18 protein-coding genes and 1 pseudogene are annotated in these 20,528 nt (G+C 48.7%); 15 read left to right on the top strand and 4 right to left on the bottom strand.

The genetic code is table 11. From position 1 onward, the window contains the following. The first annotated feature begins 169 nt into the window (after positions 1–169). The 11 genes from O3661_RS08080 to aroG all read left to right on the top strand — a co-directional run bounded on the left by O3661_RS08080 (position 170) and on the right by aroG (position 9,276). Positions 170–388, top strand: a complete 219-nt coding sequence (locus O3661_RS08080) for a hypothetical protein (protein WP_070647004.1) — start codon at positions 170–172, stop codon at positions 386–388. Continuing rightward, positions 385–1,299, top strand: coding sequence for a phasyl DNA replicon protein arp (locus O3661_RS08075; protein ID WP_371492999.1), 915 nt, complete (start codon positions 385–387; stop codon positions 1,297–1,299). The genes O3661_RS08080 and O3661_RS08075 overlap by 4 nt, the downstream gene beginning before the upstream one ends. 20 nt (positions 1,300–1,319) lie before the next feature. Beyond that, complete coding sequence (locus O3661_RS08070) at positions 1,320–1,589, top strand: hypothetical protein (protein ID WP_371492997.1); 270 nt, start codon at positions 1,320–1,322, stop codon at positions 1,587–1,589. 86 nt (positions 1,590–1,675) lie between these two features. Beyond that, complete coding sequence (locus O3661_RS08065; RefSeq protein WP_371492996.1) at positions 1,676–1,900, top strand: hypothetical protein; 225 nt, start codon at positions 1,676–1,678, stop codon at positions 1,898–1,900. 9 nt (positions 1,901–1,909) lie between these two features. Then, positions 1,910–2,224, top strand: coding sequence for a hypothetical protein (locus O3661_RS08060; protein ID WP_371492995.1), 315 nt, complete (start codon positions 1,910–1,912; stop codon positions 2,222–2,224). Then, on the top strand, positions 2,214–4,004 hold the full coding sequence (locus O3661_RS08055) for a virulence factor TspB C-terminal domain-related protein (protein WP_371492994.1): 1,791 nt from the start codon (positions 2,214–2,216) through the stop codon (positions 4,002–4,004). The genes O3661_RS08060 and O3661_RS08055 overlap by 11 nt, the downstream gene beginning before the upstream one ends. A 1-nt stretch (position 4,005) precedes the next feature. Then, positions 4,006–4,287, top strand: coding sequence for a DUF2523 family protein (locus tag O3661_RS08050; protein ID WP_003680019.1), 282 nt, complete (start codon positions 4,006–4,008; stop codon positions 4,285–4,287). Between the two features lie 12 nt (positions 4,288–4,299). Next, the gene (locus tag O3661_RS08045) at positions 4,300–5,472 is read left to right on the top strand and encodes a zonular occludens toxin family protein (protein WP_371492992.1); all 1,173 of its coding nucleotides are present in this window, start codon (positions 4,300–4,302) and stop codon (positions 5,470–5,472) included. A 557-nt stretch (positions 5,473–6,029) separates the two neighbouring features. After that, a complete protein-coding gene (locus tag O3661_RS08040; RefSeq protein WP_371492990.1) occupies positions 6,030–6,977 on the top strand; it encodes an IS110 family transposase in 948 nt (315 codons plus the stop codon). Between the two features lie 299 nt (positions 6,978–7,276). Further along, positions 7,277–7,954, top strand: a complete 678-nt coding sequence (locus O3661_RS08035) for a TIGR02117 family protein (RefSeq protein WP_371492989.1) — start codon at positions 7,277–7,279, stop codon at positions 7,952–7,954. A gap of 278 nt (positions 7,955–8,232) precedes the next feature. Beyond that, positions 8,233–9,276 (top strand): 3-deoxy-7-phosphoheptulonate synthase AroG, encoded by a 1,044-nt coding sequence (gene aroG / locus O3661_RS08030; RefSeq protein ID WP_003683923.1) that lies wholly within the window; start codon positions 8,233–8,235, stop codon positions 9,274–9,276. Between the two features lie 190 nt (positions 9,277–9,466). Here aroG and O3661_RS08025 read toward each other — a convergent pair. Both O3661_RS08025 and wrbA read right to left on the bottom strand, forming a co-directional pair. Next, positions 9,467–11,643, bottom strand: a pseudogene (locus tag O3661_RS08025) (TonB-dependent siderophore receptor). Between the two features lie 211 nt (positions 11,644–11,854). After that, positions 11,855–12,460 carry an NAD(P)H:quinone oxidoreductase gene (gene wrbA / locus O3661_RS08020; protein WP_371492988.1) on the bottom strand — a complete coding sequence of 202 codons (606 nt, stop codon included), beginning with the start codon at positions 12,458–12,460 and terminating at the stop codon, positions 11,855–11,857. Between the two features lie 99 nt (positions 12,461–12,559). Between wrbA and O3661_RS08015 the strand changes: the two genes are divergently transcribed. From O3661_RS08015 to xth, 4 genes are all read left to right on the top strand, one after another. Continuing rightward, positions 12,560–13,762 carry a YihY family inner membrane protein gene (locus tag O3661_RS08015; RefSeq protein ID WP_371492986.1) on the top strand — a complete coding sequence of 401 codons (1,203 nt, stop codon included), beginning with the start codon at positions 12,560–12,562 and terminating at the stop codon, positions 13,760–13,762. A 99-nt stretch (positions 13,763–13,861) separates the two neighbouring features. Continuing rightward, entirely contained in the window at positions 13,862–15,643 is a 1,782-nt protein-coding gene (locus O3661_RS08010) for an extracellular solute-binding protein (RefSeq protein ID WP_036493920.1), read from the top strand. A gap of 404 nt (positions 15,644–16,047) precedes the next feature. Beyond that, a complete protein-coding gene (locus O3661_RS08005) occupies positions 16,048–16,326 on the top strand; it encodes an ArsR/SmtB family transcription factor (protein WP_371492985.1) in 279 nt (92 codons plus the stop codon). A gap of 168 nt (positions 16,327–16,494) precedes the next feature. Further along, a complete protein-coding gene (gene xth / locus O3661_RS08000) occupies positions 16,495–17,265 on the top strand; it encodes an exodeoxyribonuclease III (RefSeq protein ID WP_371492983.1) in 771 nt (256 codons plus the stop codon). Between the two features lie 147 nt (positions 17,266–17,412). Here xth and O3661_RS07995 read toward each other — a convergent pair whose 3' ends face one another. Both O3661_RS07995 and uvrB read right to left on the bottom strand, forming a co-directional pair. Further along, a complete protein-coding gene (locus O3661_RS07995; RefSeq protein WP_371492982.1) occupies positions 17,413–18,246 on the bottom strand; it encodes a trypsin-like peptidase domain-containing protein in 834 nt (277 codons plus the stop codon). A 34-nt stretch (positions 18,247–18,280) separates the two neighbouring features. Further along, complete coding sequence (gene uvrB / locus O3661_RS07990; RefSeq protein WP_371492981.1) at positions 18,281–20,308, bottom strand: excinuclease ABC subunit UvrB; 2,028 nt, start codon at positions 20,306–20,308, stop codon at positions 18,281–18,283. Positions 20,309–20,528: the final 220 nt, after the last annotated feature.

Here is a 20,528-nt window from a genome sequence, read left to right as displayed (position 1 = left end):
AATCGTTCGCAACATAGATTGAGATGAGATTTGGTATCCCGTTTTGATTGTAAAAAGGCCGTCTGAATATTTCAGACGGCCTTATATATTGCACTCCGTTAAGGGAGTGTAAATTACAAACCAAACCCCTTGACAAGTTACGATTAACCGACTTTTCAAGGGGTCTGAAATGTCAACATTTGCCTACTACACAATTACACCGCAACCCGAAAAAAATCCCGTTGCCTACATCTTCCGCCTGTTTTCCGAGACCTGCGGAACCATCGATTGCTTGGAAACCAAAGCTTTTCCTATCCGCAATCCCAACAATCCCCAAATCACTTACGGCGAAGCCGATTTATACGGTCAATTAAGCGTATCCGCACTGATGGCGGAGGTGCAATCATGAACCGTTCCGCTTCTCGCAGCGCGGAAAGCGCTGTTCCTTGTCTAAATAGTAACAACTGCATTGGCGTAAAAAATACCAATGTAATCAAGGAAAAGCAAAAACCCGCAAACATAGAAAAATACCTGCCGAACACAGTAAAACCTGAATTCAACGAATTTTCCACCTCACACAAGAAATCCGCCGCCGCCCTTGAGATGAATGTACGCCAGTTCATCGAAGTTTTCGGAATTGAAAAGGTTGGATTCCTTACCCTTACATTTGCCGACGACGTACAAGACGTCAAAGAGGCAAGCCGCCGCTTTCACAGCCTGCGCACAAACTTTCTTAAAAAACATTTCGAACATTATGTCTGTGTATACGAGCGCATGAAAAGCGGTCGTATTCACTTCCATCTTATCGTCAACACCCGCGAAGACATCCGCCGTGGTTTGAATTTCCAACAAATTCAGGCTCGTAACTACACAAGCGCAAATAAAAATCTACGCCAGCTTTGGCAAGTCCTCCGTGAAAACATGGAAAAGTACGGGTTTGGACGATCCGAACTGCTTCCCGTCAAAACCAACAGCAAAGGACTTGCCCGCTACGTCGGCAAATATATCGCCAAACACATTGATAGCCGTCTGCCTGAAGACAAAGGCTATCGTCTGATTCGTACCACCATAGACAAAAAACAGTTGTGGAAGATTGCGAACAGCAATTTTTCGTTTGTATCTGCAGGTTCGCGCCAGTGGCGCGAGAAGCTGAAAAAGTGGGTTATTTGCATTGAACCCCTTTTGCAGGCGCATGCCGAGCTTTTTTACGAAAGAAAGCCCAAAAAGATTACAGAGGACAATTACAACGTCGTTCTATCAGCCCTTTTAAGCCCGAAATGGGCGTTTTATAACCGAGAAACCATCATCAATATGCCCTAAGTTGGCAGAAAGGAAACATCATGTCTCAAGAAACCGAACGCAAACAAGGTATTTTCGTCATTGCCGCATTTGATCGCATGTTCGCACGAGAACGCAAAAACCAAGACGGCACATTCAGCAAGACCCACTATGTCGGTTTGATTATCCGTTCAGACACAGAAACCCGCCTTTGCGAAGTTCGCACCAAACATCCCGAAAAGTACGAGCAGTACAAACCGCAGCAAATCGTCTCCATGCAAGTGTTTCCTCGTGCATTTAAAGACAACATCTACTATTCGGACGAAGCATAAACCAGTTTCAGGGGTTCGGCGGTGTTCCCTGAATTGACCCCGAAACACCGCCACAACCATTTTTTAACTCCATAAAGGAAAAAATCATGAATATCATGAAACTGAAAACCGCAGCGCGTAACGCCGCTGCAACCGTAGCAGTAGCCGCAATGTCTGCTCCCGTTTGGGCTGAAGGCACACCGTTGGAAGCCGCACAAACCGAAATCGGCGGCCTGAAAACGGGCATTGTAGCCCTTGGCGGCGTGATTCTCGGCATCGCCGTTGCAATCGTAACCATCGGCGTAATTAAACGCGCAGTATCCAAAGCCTAAGGAAACGACATGGGTTATCAAGTCGGAAGAATCTGCTACGGCACAGAAGCCGAAGCAGTCAACAGCGTGATGACCCAAGTCGTACCGACCATAGACAAAGACGGGGTGCTACATCACCCCGTTTTTAACGGCAGGACTTGGACATACAAACAGCAGGGGCATGAATACCCCGTAAAACCCACATTTCCCCAATGCGACCCAAACGAATACACAAACGCGGGCAGAGAAATAGGAATATCCATGTTAGGCGCGTTTGTAGTCGTTTGGATTATCCGCGCAGTAATTTCAACCCTAAAAATACTGAAAGAAAGAGATGAAGAATAATGCTCCCCGAAATTTTATTTTTAATTTCCGCCGCCCCCTACCTATTCTGCTGCTGGGCGTTGTCGTTCCTCATGCTCAAGTAAACGCAGACGCGCAACTACCCCCACCTGTACACCACCAAAACGTAGGCTTTCCATCAGCCCAAAAACTCGAGCAAATGGGATACAACAGAGAGACAGGCGTTTGGAAAGTACAAACAAACCCAACAGGCAAACCGACAGTAAGCAGCGGCGGCGGACAAATCACGGGAACGCAGGGGCAGCGCGTAACCGTGACGGACGGCTACGGTAACAAGGCAACGGTTAACACGCAAGTAACACAGCGCGTGAATACGGGTAGGGTTGAGATGGCGATTGGAGGCACGCTTGCAGGATTATCAGCAGCAGGCGGAGCTATTGGCTCTGACTATGCAGCTTGGGCATATAGAGATATTAAAGCAGGAGACTGGGGCGACGCAGCAAGAAATTCAGTTGGCGCGTTGTTATCAGGTCTAGCATCGTTGGATATAACTGGACTTGGTAGCGGAATTAATAATTTTTTAGATAAAACAGGTATTAGAAACAACTCAAGCGGCCAACAATTAGGCCAAATCGCTGCCCAACAACAAGCCGCCCAAGCCCAAGCAGAAAAAGCAGGCAACTATCAAAAAGCAGTAGCCCACGCCGCAGCAAAAAAAGCAGCAGAAGCAGCCGCCAAAGCCAAAGCCGCACAAGAAGCCGCACAACTTCCGCCTACAAAAAATGAAAACGGTAAAACAAAATATAGGTACTTTGTTCGTTTTAATGAGACCGCTTTAAGAATGGACAAAAATGGTAGTTGGGTTGAGGGATGTTGTAAACATACCCAATGGGTTTCAGGCTATTCAGATTCACCAATTGGAAGATATGACGAAGGTAATATTTTAAATGATAAAGGATTAAAAGAGTTTAAATACAAACTAAAAGGCAAAGACATTTTTTTAAATTATAAATTTAAGTTTACTGGTCAAAAAGATTATTACGATATGGTAAGCATTTCAGTTTACGATTTTGATTCAAAAATTCCTGATGAAGAAACAAGACCCGAAGTAAACACCAAAGACTTCCAACTAACCCAACAGGAAATGTTAGACATTCTCAAGCGTATGCTTGAGAACCAACAAACCAACCATGCCGAACTGATGAACCAGCTCGCCAAAATGGGCAACGTCGTACCCGATTCGACAACATCGACCGAGTTCACACCGGCAACGGCTACTACCGCACCTTATACTCCGTCAGGCTCAAACACACCGCAGCAGACCCAAATCACAATAAATAAAGACGGCAGCGTAACAACAAGCGTTATTCCACGTCCCGACCTCGTACCGAACAGCCCACAAGCTCCAACGCGAAGCTCGTTGATACCCAACAACCCCAGTACCCCAACCACGCCGACAAGTCCGACAAGTCCGACCACCCCCACGACTCCGACTAGCCCAAACAACCCAAGCACACCTGTCACACCCGATAATCAGACCGTGCCAAACAAGCCAAAAGAAGACCAACCACCGCAGGAAAATACAGCCTATGAAGACCCCGACATACCCACCAAAACCGTAGATTTAGACTTTAAACAAGCCGATATATTTTCAGTTGACGGCGTATGCCCAGAGCCGAGAACCGTAGATTTCGGCATGTTCGGCCAACATGAATTTTCATATGACCCCCTATGCGATTTTGCCCGAAAAATAAGGCCGATTTTGATACTTATCACAATCGTATCCTGCTCCTTTTTCGTTTACTCATCACTGAAAGACTAAAATGAATATTGGGAACATCATAACCGCCGTACTGATGACCGTAGCAGGCAGACTAATCGCAGCGTTTGGCCTGTCGTTTGTAACCTACGTCGGTCTGAACGAAGTACAGAGCCGTATAGTTGCGGCAATTGCCGAAAACCTGAACAACATTCCAAAAGAAGCCTTGCAGATTGCCTATATCGCAGGCTTGGGCGTGGTGCTTAACTGGATAATCGGCGCATTTGCCTTTGTCATTTCAACAAAAAGCCTGACCAAACTGGCCGCAGGCATATCCAAAAAATAGAGAGAAAAAGCCATGTTATATCTGTTCACAGGCGTACCAGGTTCCGGTAAAACCCTGAATGTCGTCTCCATGCTCGCAAAACGTCCCGACCTTAAAAACCGCCCGTTGTTTATAGACGGTATTCCAGATTTAAAAATCCCACATGAACAAATCCCCGAGGGCGAAAGTATCCAAACGTGGCCGAAGTGGGCACCTACAGGCGCAATCATCGTGGTTGACGAATGCCAGCGCATCTTTAGGCCGCGCCCCAGCGGATCGAAAGTACCCGACTACGTTTCAGAGCTTGAAACCCATCGCCATCGCGGCCTAGACTTCTTCTTTATAACCCAACACCCCCGATTAATTGATGCCAACCTAAGAAGCCTGATTGAGCATCACACCCACGTAAGCAAGACCGAACTAGGCGTAAGGCGCAAATTAGAATGGAGTACGGGCGGCGCGAAAAATCCCGAAAGCAGGGCAGACGTAAGAGACGCACTCAAAAGCGTGTACAAGCTCGATAAAAGCGTCTACGGCCTATACAAATCAGCCGAAGAACACACCAAAATCAAAACAGGCCGCAGCAAAGTCTTTTACCTGATTCCTGTCATACTTTTGATGATAATCGGCGGCCTTTGGGGCTTTTATGACTTTTGGGGAGACTTCAAAAAAACACCGACACCCACGGCGCAGCAGGAAGTTGCCGCGCCAGCGGCAAGCCCCGAAACGGGCGGCACGGTGGGGGCGCAAGCCCAAAACGGGACGCACGGGACGGGGCAATACCCCGAAGCGCAGCCAACGCCCGAGCCGCAGCAGCAGCGGCCACACCTGACCGAAGACGATTACAAGCCTGCCATAGACGGCCAACCCCACACCGCGCCGATATACGACCAATACAACAAAGCAGTAAAAACCATGCCCTATCCAGTCGCTTGCGTCAAAAACGCCGACCGCTGCACCTGCTACACAGACCAAGGAACAGCGATTAAAGGCTTCAGCAAAAACCAATGTCTTGAGTTCGTAGAGAACGGCATATACAATCCGTATAAAGAAGCGGCGGCCACACCGACACCGACGGCAGCGGCAGAGCCGAAAGAGAGCGGCGGCCAAGTGCTGACAATGGGCGGAGAGAGTCCGCAAAATCTGATGTATGATGGGTACAACGAAAAATCGTTAAGTAATAAAGGGGCAAAAGTAGGGATATGAATTGTTTATTATCATTCTTTCTGGGTATTGTTGTAGCGACGGCCTATGAACGTAAAGGCTGGAAAGGTTTAATTGGCATGCGATGGCCTTTTAAAATTGCCCTTTTATTAATTGTAACGCTTGGGATATTTCTAATAACCCAAAATCCTTAAACCCCCACCCACCTAACCACAAGTCAAGGGGAGGACGTCCAGAAAGTTTTGTAAAGGCGCGTTTTTTGCCTTTATAAAACTTTTTGGATACCCCTTTACTCTCAAGAACCCAAAAACGCTAGGGCAAAGGGGTGGGGTGGTTTTTTTACCCCACCCCCTGCCACGTGGCGAACGCCCTCGGAGAGCAGGTTTGGACAGCGTCCAACACATTCAGACCCAACCCCCTATTGTTTTAAAAGCAGAACAATACAGGGTTTGGCCTCATGACCCAAACCGCCGCCCGCGACTTCCTAAGTACGGCAAGGCCGAAAAGGCCGTAAAAAAGACTGAAGCGCGGGCGATTCCCTACCCAAGTTTGTACACTATCTAGGGCAATAATAGCCCGTATTCATAAGGCAAAAAATCATGAACCTAGGGATAGACGTTTCAAAGAACACGTTAGATTGCTGTCTGATTTCAGACGGCATTTTTTTTGAACGGCAGTTTAAAAACAACAGAGCAGGATTTGAGCAACTCAAATCATGGCTGGATAAAAACGGCGCAACCAACGCCCTACATTGCTGCTGCGAAGCAACAGGCAAATACTACGAAGCCGCCGCCGACTACTTGGCCGAAAGCTACGTCATGAGCGTGGAGAACCCACGAAAAATAAAAGGCTACGGCAACGCCAAGCTGCAAAGGTCAAAAACGGACAGATTAGACGCCAGGATAATTGCCCAATACTGCCGTGATATGAAGCCGCGAGCGTGGCAAAAGCCAAGCGAAGCACAAACCCAACTTAAAGAACTCAACCAATACCGCCAACGGCTGAAAGCCAAAAAGGCCGCAGAGCAAACCAAACTACACACCGCGCCCGACTACCTCGCCCCACTCATCGAAGACACCATCAGACACCTGCAAAAGCAGATTAAGGCCGTTCAGGAAAAAATCGGCAAATTCCACCAAGACCACCCCGATTACAAAGCAAACAGAAACCGCCTTAAGACCATCACAGGCGTAGGCGACAACGCAGCCGACACACTGTTAACCGTATTGGCCGAACAAGACCGATTTGAAAACCAGCGGCAATTTACCGCCTATCTCGGACTAGACCCCAAGCAATTCAAATCAGGCACGAGCGTCAAAGGCCGAGAGCGTATATCAAAAGTCGGCAGCAGCCGACTACGAACCGCCCTGTATATGCCAGCCATGCACGCCTACCGCAGCCGAACCTTTGCTTCGTTTGTAAGCCGCCTGCAAGCTAACGGCAAAAGGCCGAAACAAATCATAGTCGCCTTGATGCGCAAACTTGCCGTCATCGCCTACAACCTGATAAAGACAGGGAAAGACTTTGAGTCGGAAAGATATAAATGAAAAATTAAACCGGGCTTTCGCCGGCGATTTTTAATTTACTGAAAAATAAATAAAAAAATAAAACGCAAAACCATTTAATATCAAACAAAACACCCTGAACAAATCAGGGTGCGTATTGTTTCAACTTTAAGAAATGTAAAGTTTATTGACTGTGAAATACACTATCTTTTTTATTCAAGTTAAACAACCATTTTTATCATTAGTCGCAAGATACCTACTACCCACTCATTTCTAATGAAAAAAGTACAAATTTAATGGAAAATACACACCTTCAAACTTAATTGCCTTTAAAAAAACGAATGCGCTCCTTCCTTCACATCCTTAAGAAAATTGGCAAAATAGCGCTGATAATCCCTATTTTTGCCCTATTGTATTTTTTATCTGCTTGGATGATGGCTTCATTGCCGCTTAATGAAGAGCAGCCCAAAGGGGAAATTACTTTATATTTAGTCAGTAACGGCGTGCATACTGATGTAGTCATGCCGCTGAAGAATGATATTTTTGATTGGTCGGATGTCGTCAATCCCAAAGATACGCTCACTGCTGATCCTCAGATAACGCATATCGGTTTAGGCTGGGGGGAACGCAATTTTTATTTATACACACCTGAGTGGAAAGATTTGACTTTCTCCAATGCTTTAGGTGCATTAAGCGGGCTGAACCGTACGCTGATTCATGTTACTTATTATCCTTTTGAACCACGAGAAAATAGCCACGTCGTCAAATTTTTGGTCACGCCTGAGCAATACAGGAATTTAACAAAATCGCTCTTGGCCGGTTTTCAACAAGAAAATGGACACCCCATCTTGCTAAAAGGAATCCATCATCAATCTAACGATGCTTTTTATGAAGCCAAAGGACGCTATCATTTATTCAATACTTGTAACACTTGGCTGAATGACAAATTGGTTGAAAGCGGCCTTAAAGGCGTGTATTGGACTCCTTTCTCTTCGCCCTTGCTGGAACAATACCGATAGCCTTCACGCTTTTCAATTTATGGGTCTATGTAAAACTTCAGGCCGTCTGAAATTTTCAGACGGCCTGTATTTTGATAAAAACTCAAAGCCCTTTATTATATAAATGAAATTTTTAAATAGCATTAAATATTAATTTTTATAAATAAACTAATTTTAAATTCTATAAAATAATTAAAATAAAGAAATTTTAGAATAAAATTGCTAAAACAAAAAACTAAGCCTTGTTTAATTCTGCTAAAACCTGTAACCTGTATCAAAAATAAACAAGAGAGTTCATCATGTCCCAACACCACCCTACCGACGACATTAAAATTAAGGAAGTCAAAGAGTTACTCCCTCCAATCGCGCATTTGTATGAGCTGCCTGTTACGCCTCAGGTTGCCAATTTGGTTTATAAAACACGTCATGAGATTTCGGATTTGGTTCACGGCCGCGACAACCGTTTACTGGTCATTATCGGCCCATGCTCGATTCACGATACTAAGGCGGCGGTTGAATATGCGCAAAAATTGCTGCCCTTGCGCAAAAAATATGAGAAAGAGCTGCTGATTGTAATGCGCGTGTATTTTGAGAAACCGCGTACAACTGTTGGCTGGAAAGGTCTGATTAACGATCCGCACCTGGACGGTACGTTTGACATCAACTACGGCCTGCGCCAAGCGCGTCAGTTGTTGCTGACTTTGAACGAAATGGGCATGCCTGCTTCAACTGAATTCTTGGACATGATTACGCCGCAATACTACGCCGACCTGATTTCTTGGGGAGCGATTGGTGCGCGTACGACTGAAAGCCAGGTACACCGCGAATTGGCCAGCGGCCTCTCCTGCCCTGTCGGTTTTAAAAACGGTACGGACGGCAATCTGAAAATCGCCATCGACGCCATCGGTGCCGCCAATCATCCGCACCACTTCCTGTCTGTAACCAAAGCCGGTCATTCCGCGATTGTCCACACCAGCGGCAATCCTGACTGCCATGCGATTTTGCGTGGCGGTAAAGAGCCTAATTACAGCGCGGAACACGTTAAAGACGCGGTTGCGCAGCTTCAAAAAGCCGGCGTGAGCAGCAAACTGATGGTGGACTGCAGCCATGCCAACAGCCGTAAAGACTTCCGCAAACAAATGGATGTAGCGCGCGATGTTGCGGCGCAGCTGAAAGCCGGTGAAGAAAACATCATGGGCGTGATGGTGGAAAGCCACTTGGTTGAAGGCCGCCAAGACAAGCCTGAAGTTTACGGTCAAAGTATTACGGATGCCTGCATCGGTTGGGATACGACTGAAGAATTGCTGGCCCTGCTTGCCGAAGCGAAAGGTTACCAAGCGTAAGTGCGAAATCATTAAAAAGACCGGATATGTTCCGGTCTTTTTTGTGCCTGTCATTTTGATTTCTTTGCTCAAGATACCGAGCAAGTTTTAGTCAGGTTTGACATCAAAACAATATGAGAAAAAAATTCAGGCCGTCTGAAAACCCGATGATTCAGGTTTTCAGACGGCCTGTCCTACTTCTGCTATTCAATTAAAACGTATGTTTAACCGTTGCAGTCACACTACGCGGCGTGCCGTAAACGTGAATATCCGGCATGGTGCGATAGCGTTTGTTAAAGACGTTTTCAAAGTCCAAACTGATGCGGGTGGATTTGCCGATTTTGTAATGACCGGTCAAATCCAGCGTGGCGTACGGACGTTGGGTCAATGCGGCGGCAGCAGCAGGATTGATGTCTGCAGGGTATTCATCCAGCGTATGGCTGCGGCTTTGCCAGTTGACGTTGGCACCCAGGTTCAAACGGTCGGTTACGTCATACGCGGTAAAGAGTTTGAACAAATGAACCGGATAAGATGGATGCAGTTGAACCCCTTCGCTGTCTTTGATTTTGGAACGTGCATAAGACGCATTCAGCAGCCATTTATCACTCAGGCGGCCGCCGACAGAGAGTTCCACGCCTTTTGTTGTGGTGTTGTCGGCTGCACGGTAGTATTCCTCGCCATTCGCGAATTTGCCTGCGACAACGCCCAAATGGTCGCGTTTGTTCATAAAGACGGAAGCGGAAGCATTCAGACGGCCTTCAAACCATGACGCTTTCAAACCGGTCTCGTAAGTTTTGCCGCGCTGCGGTTTGAGCGCCGCGCCGTCTTTGGTCAGGTAACGCACTTGCGGACGGAAAATGGTGGTGTAAGACGCATAGGCAGTCAGATTGTCGCCGATGTCGTAGGTTACGCCCAAATAAGGAATGAAAACGTTTTGTTTGTGGCTGCTGTGTGCGAATTTGTTGCGGTCAGTGCTGTAACGGTAACGCCAATCCACAAAACGGCTGCCGCCGATAAAGGCGAGTTTGTCGGTCAGTTTGAAACGGGTCGAGCCGTAAACCGACAGGTTTTTCATGCGTGAAAAACCATCGCGCAGATACGGCATATATGGTTTGGCGATGTTGCCGTCAAATTTACGCAAATCAGGAATCGTCGATTCGCCTTCTTCGTAGAAAGAAAGGTTTTCTTTGTTGTCCTGATAGCTGATACCGACATTGAACTCGTGCGAGCGGCCCAACGCCGGATAATCGCCGTCCAAGGCCAGCGTAAAATTCTGATCGCGGTATTTGCTGCGGTCACGGTCGGATGTAAAGAGCGCGGAGTAATCGGAATTAATGACAAAAGTACCGGCAATGCCTGAAACGATGTCGTTTTTACCCGAAACATGGCTGTAATCGCCTGTCAGTTTCCAGCCGTTGTCAAACTCATGGCTGAGGGAAGTGAATACTTCGGCACTGGTGTCTTTGCCGTATGCCCAGCGTGCGGAAGAATTGCTGCGCGGCGAAGACTCAAACGGTATGAATCCAGTACGGCGCGAACCTGCTGCGGTCAGATAGCTGAAACGCGAGCTGCCGTTGTTGCGGAAACGGTGTATTTCCGTACCGAGGCGCCATTGGGTTTGCGGCGTGATATCGTAAGACAACGTACCGTAGAAAGTGTGATTGTGGCGCGAAGTGTTCGGCAGGTAATCGCCGCCATGGTCGCTGACCAAAATAGCGCGGCCGCGCAAGGTATTGTCTGCATTCAAAGGCTGATTGGCATCAAGGACGAAACGGTAGTGGTTCCACGAACCGACACCGGCTTCTACGCTGATGGCTGGCTTGGCAGTCGGTTTTTTGCGTTCCAAAGCAACCGTACCGCCCGGCTCGCCCATACCGCCGTTGGACAAACCGCTTGCGCTGCGCACGACGACGACTTGTTCGTACAACGTGCTGTCCAGATTGTTGGTACCGCGGCGGATGGCTTACCGTCGTAAAGGAATTTGGGCGCGCCATCAACGGAAATGCTGTCAATCGCCTGACTGCGCGAAATAAATTGGCTGTGGCCGGATACGTTGTTGCCCATTTTGCTGTGGAACACGCCCGGTGTTTGTTTCAATACGTCCTGCAAGGTATCCAAACCTTGGTCGTCCATTTGTTTTTCAGTGACGACAGACAAGGACTGCGGCGTTTCGCGCTGGGTCAGGCGGATGCCTGTCGCGGCGGAGGAAGCGGGAATGGTGTAGTTGGAAGTAGTCTGTTTTCCGACACCTTGGACGGTAACTGTCGGTAAATCGACACGCTCTTGCGGCTGGGTATTTTCTACTTCGGTCGCAAAAGAATACGCCGAACACAGCGCCAGACTGACGGCAAAGCTTAATTTGCCATAGGGAAATACAGGTAGTGACATAGCCTCTCCAATTAGCTGATGTTTCAATTTGGTGGCAGATTCTATCAAAAAGATGTAGTCCGATGAAACTATGTTCTAATCACTATTTTCTAAGTAGTTCGTTTAATTTAAAATATTTATTTTTAATCTAGTTCTAATTAACTAAAAAGGCCGTCTGAAAACCCGCATCATCAGGTTTTCAGACGGCCTTAATCTTTTTATTACAAGGTAATCAGTCTGCCAATTTTCGTGCCAATTCTGCCAAACGTTTACCTTGAGCAAAGGCAATATCGTTTTCTTCAGCAGTCAATGCCGGCTTGCTGTCGTGGCTGGAAACATGGCTTGCTCCGTAAGGTGTGCCGCCGCTTTGGGTATTGCTGAGCGCGGACTCGGTATATGGAATGCCGCTGATGACCATGCCGTGGTGCAACAGGGGCAGCATCATGGTCAGCAAGGTGCTTTCTTGGCCGCCGTGCAGAGAAGATGTGCTGGTGAATACGGTGGCAGGTTTGCCGACGAGTTCTGCACCGAGCCAAAGGGGAATGGTGCCGTCGATAAAGTATTTCATTGCGGCGGCCATATTGCCGAAACGTGTTGGGCTGCCGAGCGCAAGGCCGGCGCAATTTTTGAGGTCGTCGGCAGTCGCGTATGGCGCGCCTTCGTCTGGAATGGCTTTTTCAACGGCTTCGCAAACGGTGGAAACTTTGGGAACAGTACGCAACACGGCTTCGCAACCGTCCACGCTTTCGATACCGCGTGCGATTTGGCAGGCAAGGTTGCGCGTGCTGCCATTTTGGGAATAAAAGAGGACGAGGATTTTCAGAGGATTTGGGTTCATTTGGGGTTTCCGTTACAATGCTGTCAGGTTTCAGACGGCCTTTTAAATACTCGGGCCGTCTGAAAAGAAGAAATTTCAATTTAAAAGTGGGAAAAGGTTATGCCGTTTTCGCAATGGTGGCAAGGTTTTTTAAAGAGTAAAGGCGTAGCGTTCGCTTGGTTTGTCGTGCGCCGTTTTGATGACGAGTGTGTGCCGCAGGTAGCGGCAAACATGACGTTTACGACGCTTTTGGCTTTGGTACCCGTGTTGACGGTGATGGTCGTCATCGCTTCGGCCTTCCCCGTTTTCGACCAATGGTCGGGGGAATTTGTCTCTTTTATCAACCGCACCATTGTGCCGCAGGGCGCGGATATGGTGTTCGACTACATCAATGCGTTCCGCGATAAGGCCACCAAGCTGACGGCGATCGGCAGTGTGATGTTGGTCGTAACCTCGCTGATGCTGATTCGGACGATAGACAATGCGTTCAACCGGATTTGGCGCGTCAATTCGCAACGGCCTTGGATGATGCAGTTTTTGGTGTATTGGGCGTTGCTGACGTTTGGGCCTTTGTCTTTGGGTGTAGGCTTGTCGGTTGTAATCGGTCAGGTGCAAGTAGTGGGCGGCTCGGAATGGCTGAGGGTTATCACTACGGTTTCATTTATTACGGCGCTGCTGTGGGGCTTGTACCGCTTTGTGCCCAACCGTTTCGTACCGGCCAGCCATGCTTTGGTCGGCGCGGCCGTAACGGCGTTTTGCTTGGAAACGGCACGCTTTTTGTTCGCTTGGTACATGGGCAACTTTGACGGCTACAAATCGATTTACGGCGCATTTGCCGCGGTACCGTTTTTCCTGTTGTGGCTCAACCTGTTGTGGACGCTGGTATTGGGCGGTGCGGTCTTGACCTCGTCCCTGTCTTACTGGCGCGGCGAAGCGTTCCGCCGCAGTCTGGATGCGCGCGGCCGATTTGACGATGTATTGAAAATCCTGCTGCTGCTCGATTCTGCCCAACAAAACGGCAAGGCGTTGCCGGTGCAGGAGTTCAGACGGCATATCAATATGGGCTTTGACGAATTGGGCGAGCTTTTGGAAAAACTGGCGCGACACGGTTATGTCTATTCCGGCCGCCAAGGCTGGGTCTTGAAAACAGGGGCGGAGTCCATCGACTTGGCGGAGCTGTTCAAACTCTTTGTCTACCGTCCGCAAACGCTCAACAAAGACAAGGTCAATCAAACGGTTGACCACATCATGCAGCCCTGCTTGGAAACCTTGAACATGACGCTTGCCGAGTTCGGCGCCCATACGAAAAAGCAATCCTCTTAAACCTGACGCCGTCTGAAAGCAAAAATATCAAGTTTCAGACGGCCTTTGCTATAATCAGCACACTACTGAATACAATATTCAACCTACAAGGAAAAATAGATGAAAACACCAGCCCTACTCTCTCTGCTCGGTTTGATTCCATCTGCCGCCTTTGCCGCCCACGGCGTAGGCCTCGGCCAACCGCCCAAATATCCGGCCAACTTCACCGCTTTCGAATACGTCAACCCCAACGCCCCCAAAGGCGGCACATTTACCACGCCTTTCCTCGGTGCTTTTGACACGCTCAACCCCTTTACCCTCAAAGGCAACCACGAATACGGCATCAGCATGCTGACGCTCGACACCCTGACCGAGCAAAGCATGGACGAACCTTACGCCGTTTACGGGCTGATTGCCGAAGACATCGCCCTGGCTCCGGACGGCCTTTCCGTTACCTTCAAAATCAACCCCAAAGCCAAATTCCACAACGGCGACCCCGTTTTGGCCAAAGACGTTGCCGCTTCATTTAACATCCTGACCAAAGACAAAGCCGCCGCCCCCATGTACCACTTCTACTGGAGCGACGTGGCCAAAGTAGAAACGCCCAACGACCGCACCGTCGTGTTCCGCTTCAAGCAGCGCAACTCAGAATTGCACATGATTCTCGGCAGCCTGCCCGTCTTCTCGCATAAAAGCTATCCCAAAGGCCTGGCCGCCGCGCCCAACAGCCTGCCCATCGGCTCCGGCCCCTACCGTTTTGCCAAAGCCGAAAACGGCCGTATCAGCGAGTTTGTCCGCGACAAAAACTACTGGGCTCAAAACCTGCCCGTGCGCAAAGGCCGCTACAACTACGACCACATCCGCATCAAATACGTCAAAGACGAAGTTGTCCGCATCGAAGGGTTAAAAGGCGGCCAATATGACTTCGTACAAGAAAACGTCGCCCGCAACTGGGCGCGCGCCTACTCCGACGAAGTCCTCAAAAAACGCAATCTGTCCAAACACGAATGGCTGCAAAACAGCACCGCCGGTATGCAAGGCTTCGTCATCAATATGCGCCACAAGCCCTTGGACAATATTTACGTCCGCCGCGCCTTGATTGAAAGCTTCGACTACGAAAGCGTCAACAGCCGCATCTTCTACGGCGCATACCGCCGCACCGACAGCTTCTTCACCAACAGCACCATGGCCGCAACTGGCAAGCCCGACCGTGCAGAAACCGCATTGCTCAAATCATTGGGTACCAAGCTGCCCGAGGGCGTATTGGATCAAGACGTCCCCATGCCGCCGGTTACCGACCCCAAACTGGGCGTGCGCCCGAACCTGCTCAAAGCACGCGCCCTGCTTGAAAAAGGCGGCTACCAATACAAAAACGGCAAAGCAGTCGACAAACAAGGCAAACCGCTGACCTTTGAATTCCTCGCCCCCAGCAAGAACTACGAACGCATTACCGCCAAATGGCAGCGCGACCTCGCCAAAATCGGCATTACCATGAACGTGCGCACCGCCGATTCCGCCGTGTACCAAAAACGCATGAACGACTTCGATTTTGACGTAACCACCGGCTATTACGGCAACAGCGAAAGCCCCGGCAACGAGCAATACGACTACTTCAGCTGCGCCGCCGCCAAAACCGAAGGCAGCCGCAACCTGTCCGGCGTCTGTCATCCCGCGGTTGAAAAACTGCTGACCCATTTCAACAGCTTTACCAACCGCCAAGAGCTGCAAACCACCTCGCGCGCGCTCGACCGACTGATCCGCCACCAATACACCATCGTTCCAAACTGGTTCGCCGACCGCTACCGCGTCGTGTACCGTAACGATGTGGGCATTCCGTCCAAGCTGCCGAAATACTATGATCCCATCACCTTCGCCATGACCGCAGGCTGGAAGAAAAAGTAGTCGCATTTCGACAACACGCCCAAACGTCTGACAAACCCTTGACGCGTAGCCTTTGGCATAAAAACCCATTATTCGTTTAAAACCAATTAATCCATCCAAACCAAATAATCACAAAAGAAAAAACAACTTAAAGCCAAATCAAAGGCCGTCTGAAACATCCGTCAGCAAAATCATCTGCAACGGAATATTTCAGACGGCCTTTTCGTCTTTTTTCAATCCAGTTTCGCAACCGAAACAAAATATCAAAAATTAACAAAAAAATTGCAACACAATACCCTCAAAATTTACAAAACCGTGTACACTTCCAACTTAAGATTTTGAATTATAAGAATAATCGCAATAAGAACTACAATCATCCCAATTTAACCAACATCAAGCGTTCATATAATAAAAGGAACAAAAACATGGAAATTAAACGTCTGTCTACCATTCTCAAACTGATTGTCAACCCCGAACGCATGGCCATCCTTTTCCTGCTGCTGGACGGCGACCGCAGCATTACCGAACTGGCACAGGCGCTCGATTCCTCCCCGACCGGCATCGCCAACCACCTCGCACGCCTGCGCACCGAAGGCATCATTGATTTCACGCGTTACCACCGCATTATCGAATACCGCCTCATCTCCGAAGAAGCCGCCACCATCCTCAATACCTTGCGCACACTCAAAGACCCAGCCGAATAAACAAATTATTCCACATCACAACATCAAGGCTGTCTGAAAACATTAGCTTTCAGACAGCCTGCCACTTTCAACCCATATCGAAAAATAAACCAATCCGCTATACAATACCGCCCATGCCCACAGGTGCAATCCGCCGCCTTCCCACCCAACAGCACACACGGAAACATCATGAAAATCGCCACTTGGAACGTCAATTCCCTCAACGTCCGCCTGCCCCAAGTACAAAACTGGCTGGTCGACCACCAAGCCGACATACTCGCCTTACAAGAACTCAAACTCGACCAAGACAAATTCCCGGCCGCCGCCCTGCAAATGATGGGCTGGCACTGCGTCTGGAGCGGCCAAAAAACCTACAACGGCGTCGCCATCATCAGCCGCCACGAACCGCAAAACGTACATTGTGGCCTTCCCGCCCTCCCCGATGACCCGCAACGTCGCGTCATCGCCGCCACCATCAACGGCGTGCGCGTCATCAACGTCTATTGCGTCAACGGCGAAGCCCTGGACAGCCCCAAATTCCAATACAAAGAACAATGGTTTGCCGCATTGACCGAGTTCGTCCGCACCGAAATGGCCGCCCACCCCAAACTCGTCCTGCTCGGCGACTTCAACATCGCCCCGGCCGATGCCGACTGCTACGACCCCGAAAAATGGCACGAAAAAATCCATTGTTCCTCCATCGAAAGACAATGGTTTAAAAACCTGCTCGACCTCGGCCTGACCGACAGCCTGCGCAAAATCCACTCCGAAGGCGCGTTCTACACATGGTTCGACTACCGCGGCGCCATGTTCCAACGCAAACTCGGCCTGCGCATCGACCACATCCTCACCAGCCCCGAACTTGCCGCCACACTTACCGATGTCACCGTCGACCTAGAAACCCGTGCCCAAGAACGCCCCAGCGACCATGCACCGGTAATTGCCGAGTTTGACTACTAACACTTTGAATTAAGAAAAAATAAGGCCGTCTGAAAACTGGATTTCAGACGGCCTTATTGCAAAAGGTTTTCAGACGACGTTTGTGGTCGTCTGAATGTTTGAAACAATGGTGTGAACAGCAAAAAACGCGTGCGTACCGCACACACCCTACGCTTGCTTTTCTAGTTTCTGTATAGCTTCTAAAACATATTTAATTTTAGTGGCTAATAAAACTTTTTTAAGTTTATGGTATTCAATTAGGACTCCTGATATTTTGATATCAGGGATTATATCTTGCAAATAATCATTAGCTTCTACGTTAAATGTGACCAATGGCCCACCGCTCATTCCAATAGGAGTAGAAGATTTATGAATGTTGTTATCATGATCTTTTACTTTTTTATCATATTCAATAAAAATATGATCTTTGGAATTTGCCCCAATAGAAATAAATATGTCCTCTTTATTAATTATTAAGGAAGAGTGGAATAAGCATTCCATTTTCAAGTTATGACGAGAAATTTTATTCTTGGAGTTTGGGTAACCTATTGCTACTCCTAATTTTTTAGTAACACTATTGCTGTTATATTCTAAATAATCAAACGATAGTGCAACAAGATTCTTCCAGTTTATTAAGTTATATCTTGTTTCTTCTAGCTTTATCACTGCTATATCAATTTTATCTGTTTTACTATTTTTAGAATTAAGAAAAATGGTATCACCAATGATATTAATTAATCCATCATACTTTCCTCTAATCCCAATATATAAATTTGTTTTTGATTGTTCTTTTTCATTTATAACGTGTGAAGCTGTAATCAGAAATTTCTTAAAATTACGCTCTATAATAAAACAACTTCCAATATGGATAGGATTTCCTTGATTATCTGCGCCATAGATTGGATAGACAACATTTGAAAGCATGTTAAATATGTGTTCTGTACATTTTTTATAATATTCACTTGCTATCTCTGTATGAGTTTTGATTACTCTGTTGCTCATCTTGTGTTTCCTTTTTTAGTTTAACTAAAATTTCTCACTCCGCCCCAAACAACAAATTCTCTTTAATCCCCCGAATCCTATCCCGCAACACAGCCGCTTCTTCAAACTGTAAATCCCTAGCCGCCTGCTGCATGGCTTTTTCCAGTTTGGCGATTTCTTTAATCGCGTCTTCTTCGTTGTGGATTTCGCCGACTTTAACTTTGTTTTTGCCTTTCAGACGGCCTTTGCCGCCGTCTTCTTCGTGGTACACGCCGTCGATGATGTCTTTGACCTGTTTTTTAATCTGCTGCGGCACGATGCCGTGTTCTTCGTTGAATTTAATCTGTTTTTCGCGGCGGCGTTCGGTTTCGTCGATAGCGGCTTTCATGGAGTCGGTAATTTTGTCGGCGTACAGGATGGCGACGCCATTCACGTTACGCGCGGCGCGGCCTATGGTTTGAATCAGGCTGCGGTGCGAGCGCAGGAAGCCTTCTTTGTCGGCGTCGAGGATAGCGACGAGGGAGACTTCGGGGATGTCCAAGCCTTCGCGCAAGAGGTTGATGCCGACGAGTACGTCAAACAGACCGAGCCGTAAATCTCTAATGATTTCAACGCGCTCGACGGTGTCGATGTCGCTGTGCAGGTAGCGCACTTTGATGCCGAGTTCGCTGTAATAGTCGGTGAGTTGTTCCGCCATGCGTTTGGTGAGGGTGGTAACGAGCACGCGTTCGCCTTTTTGGATGCGGTCGTTGATTTCGCTCATTAAGTCATCAACTTGGGTAGCAACGGGACGGATGATGATTTGGGGATCGACCAGCCCTGTGGGGCGGACGACTTGTTCGACCACTTGTCCAGCGTGTTCTTCTTCGTATTTGGCGGGGGTGGCGGAAACGAAGATGGTTTGCGGCATGACTTTTTCAAATTCGTGGAATTTGAGCGGGCGGTTGTCGCGGGCGGAAGGCAGGCGGAAGCCGTAGTCGACGAGGTTTTGCTTGCGCGATGCGTCGCCTTTGTACATGCCGCCGATTTGGGTGACGGTAACGTGGCTTTCGTCGATGAACATGATGGCGTTGTCGGGCAGGTAGTCCATCAGCGTGGGCGGCGGTTCGCCTTCTTTTTTGCCGGAGAAGTGGCGGGAGTAGTTTTCGATACCTTTGCAGAAGCCCATTTCGTAGAGCATTTCGAGGTCGAAGCGGGTGCGCTGTTCGATGCGTTGTTGTTCGACGGGGCGTTGTTCGCGGGCGAAAAATTCGATGCGTTCGCGCAATTCTTCTTTGATGGACTCGCAGGCGCGCAAGACAGTGTCGCGTGGGGTAACGTAGTGGCTGGACGGGAAGACGGTGTAGCGGCCAACGCGTTGGATAAGGCTGCCTGAAAGCGGGTCGAACATATCGAGGCGGTCGATTTCGTCGTCGAACAGGCTGATGCGTAAGGCGTTTTCGGAGCTTTCGGCAGGGTACACGTCAATCACATCGCCGCGCACGCGGAAGCTGCCGCGTTTGAAGTCCAAATCGCCGCGTTCGTACTGCATGGAAACAAGCGTGGCGATGATGTCGCGCTGCTCGATGGTGTCGCCTTCTTTGACGGACAACACCATTTGTTGATACTCGGTCGGGTCGCCGATACCGTAAATGGCAGACACGGTGGCGACGATAATCACGTCGTCGCGCGTCATCAGGTTCTTGGTGGCGGAAAGGCGCATTTGTTCGATGTGTTCGTTGATCGCGCTGTCTTTTTCGATGAACAAATCGCGGCTGGGCACATAGGCTTCGGGCTGATAATAGTCGTAGTAGGAGACGAAATATTCCACTGCGTTTTCGGGGAAAAATTCACGCATTTCGGCGTAGAGTTGGGCAGCAAGGGTTTTGTTGTGCGCCATAATGATAGCGGGTCGGCCGCTTTGGGCGATGACGTTCGCCATGGTATAGGTTTTGCCCGAACCAGTTACACCGAGCAGGGTTTGATAGGCCAGGCCGTCTGAAAGCCCTTCGAGCAGGCCGGCAATGGCGGTGGGCTGGTCACCGGCGGGTGGGAAGGACTGGTGGAGTTTAAACGGAGAATTGGGGTATTGGATGACTTCCATAAGACAGCCTGTTTTATGTTCAGGTAAAGAGAAGATTATAACAAAGGGCCGTCTGAAAATTGATAGTGTGCCAATCTGATAAAACTAAATATTTCATCTCCTCTCTTTGCTACTTGAGGTTTATTCTGTTGAATCTCTCCTCTTCATTCCCCTACCCCATAAAAGGCCGACACTCCGCATCATTACCCCTAAATATCTCCTCGCCGTCCGTACAGCTGCC

The sequence above is a fragment of the Neisseria sp. 20925_1_37 genome (genome assembly GCF_041433255.1).
Taxonomy (GTDB): Bacteria; Pseudomonadota; Gammaproteobacteria; order Burkholderiales; family Neisseriaceae; genus Neisseria; species Neisseria flavescens_D.
Note: the sequence above shows the minus strand (reverse complement) of the source record. Positions and strands in the feature narration are given on the sequence as shown.

Bases quoted from the DNA above. Each gene is read 5' to 3' on its own strand.
- xth (WP_371492983.1), top strand. From the start codon at position 16,495: ATGAAAATCGCCACTTGGAACGTCAATTCCCTCAACGTCCGCCTGCCC.
- O3661_RS08080 (WP_070647004.1), top strand. From the start codon at position 170: ATGTCAACATTTGCCTACTACACAATTACACCGCAACCCGAAAAAAAT.
- O3661_RS08005 (WP_371492985.1), top strand. From the start codon at position 16,048: ATGGAAATTAAACGTCTGTCTACCATTCTCAAACTGATTGTCAACCCC.
- O3661_RS08015 (WP_371492986.1), top strand. From the start codon at position 12,560: ATGCCGTTTTCGCAATGGTGGCAAGGTTTTTTAAAGAGTAAAGGCGTA.
- O3661_RS08055 (WP_371492994.1), top strand. From the start codon at position 2,214: ATGAAGAATAATGCTCCCCGAAATTTTATTTTTAATTTCCGCCGCCCC.
- O3661_RS07995 (WP_371492982.1), bottom strand. From the start codon at position 18,246: ATGAGCAACAGAGTAATCAAAACTCATACAGAGATAGCAAGTGAATAT.
- wrbA (WP_371492988.1), bottom strand. From the start codon at position 12,460: ATGAACCCAAATCCTCTGAAAATCCTCGTCCTCTTTTATTCCCAAAAT.
- O3661_RS08065 (WP_371492996.1), top strand. From the start codon at position 1,676: ATGAATATCATGAAACTGAAAACCGCAGCGCGTAACGCCGCTGCAACC.
- O3661_RS08045 (WP_371492992.1), top strand. From the start codon at position 4,300: ATGTTATATCTGTTCACAGGCGTACCAGGTTCCGGTAAAACCCTGAAT.
- O3661_RS08010 (WP_036493920.1), top strand. From the start codon at position 13,862: ATGAAAACACCAGCCCTACTCTCTCTGCTCGGTTTGATTCCATCTGCC.
- O3661_RS08075 (WP_371492999.1), top strand. From the start codon at position 385: ATGAACCGTTCCGCTTCTCGCAGCGCGGAAAGCGCTGTTCCTTGTCTA.
- O3661_RS08050 (WP_003680019.1), top strand. From the start codon at position 4,006: ATGAATATTGGGAACATCATAACCGCCGTACTGATGACCGTAGCAGGC.
- O3661_RS08060 (WP_371492995.1), top strand. From the start codon at position 1,910: ATGGGTTATCAAGTCGGAAGAATCTGCTACGGCACAGAAGCCGAAGCA.
- O3661_RS08040 (WP_371492990.1), top strand. From the start codon at position 6,030: ATGAACCTAGGGATAGACGTTTCAAAGAACACGTTAGATTGCTGTCTG.
- uvrB (WP_371492981.1), bottom strand. From the start codon at position 20,308: ATGGAAGTCATCCAATACCCCAATTCTCCGTTTAAACTCCACCAGTCC.
- aroG (WP_003683923.1), top strand. From the start codon at position 8,233: ATGTCCCAACACCACCCTACCGACGACATTAAAATTAAGGAAGTCAAA.
- O3661_RS08035 (WP_371492989.1), top strand. From the start codon at position 7,277: ATGCGCTCCTTCCTTCACATCCTTAAGAAAATTGGCAAAATAGCGCTG.
- O3661_RS08070 (WP_371492997.1), top strand. From the start codon at position 1,320: ATGTCTCAAGAAACCGAACGCAAACAAGGTATTTTCGTCATTGCCGCA.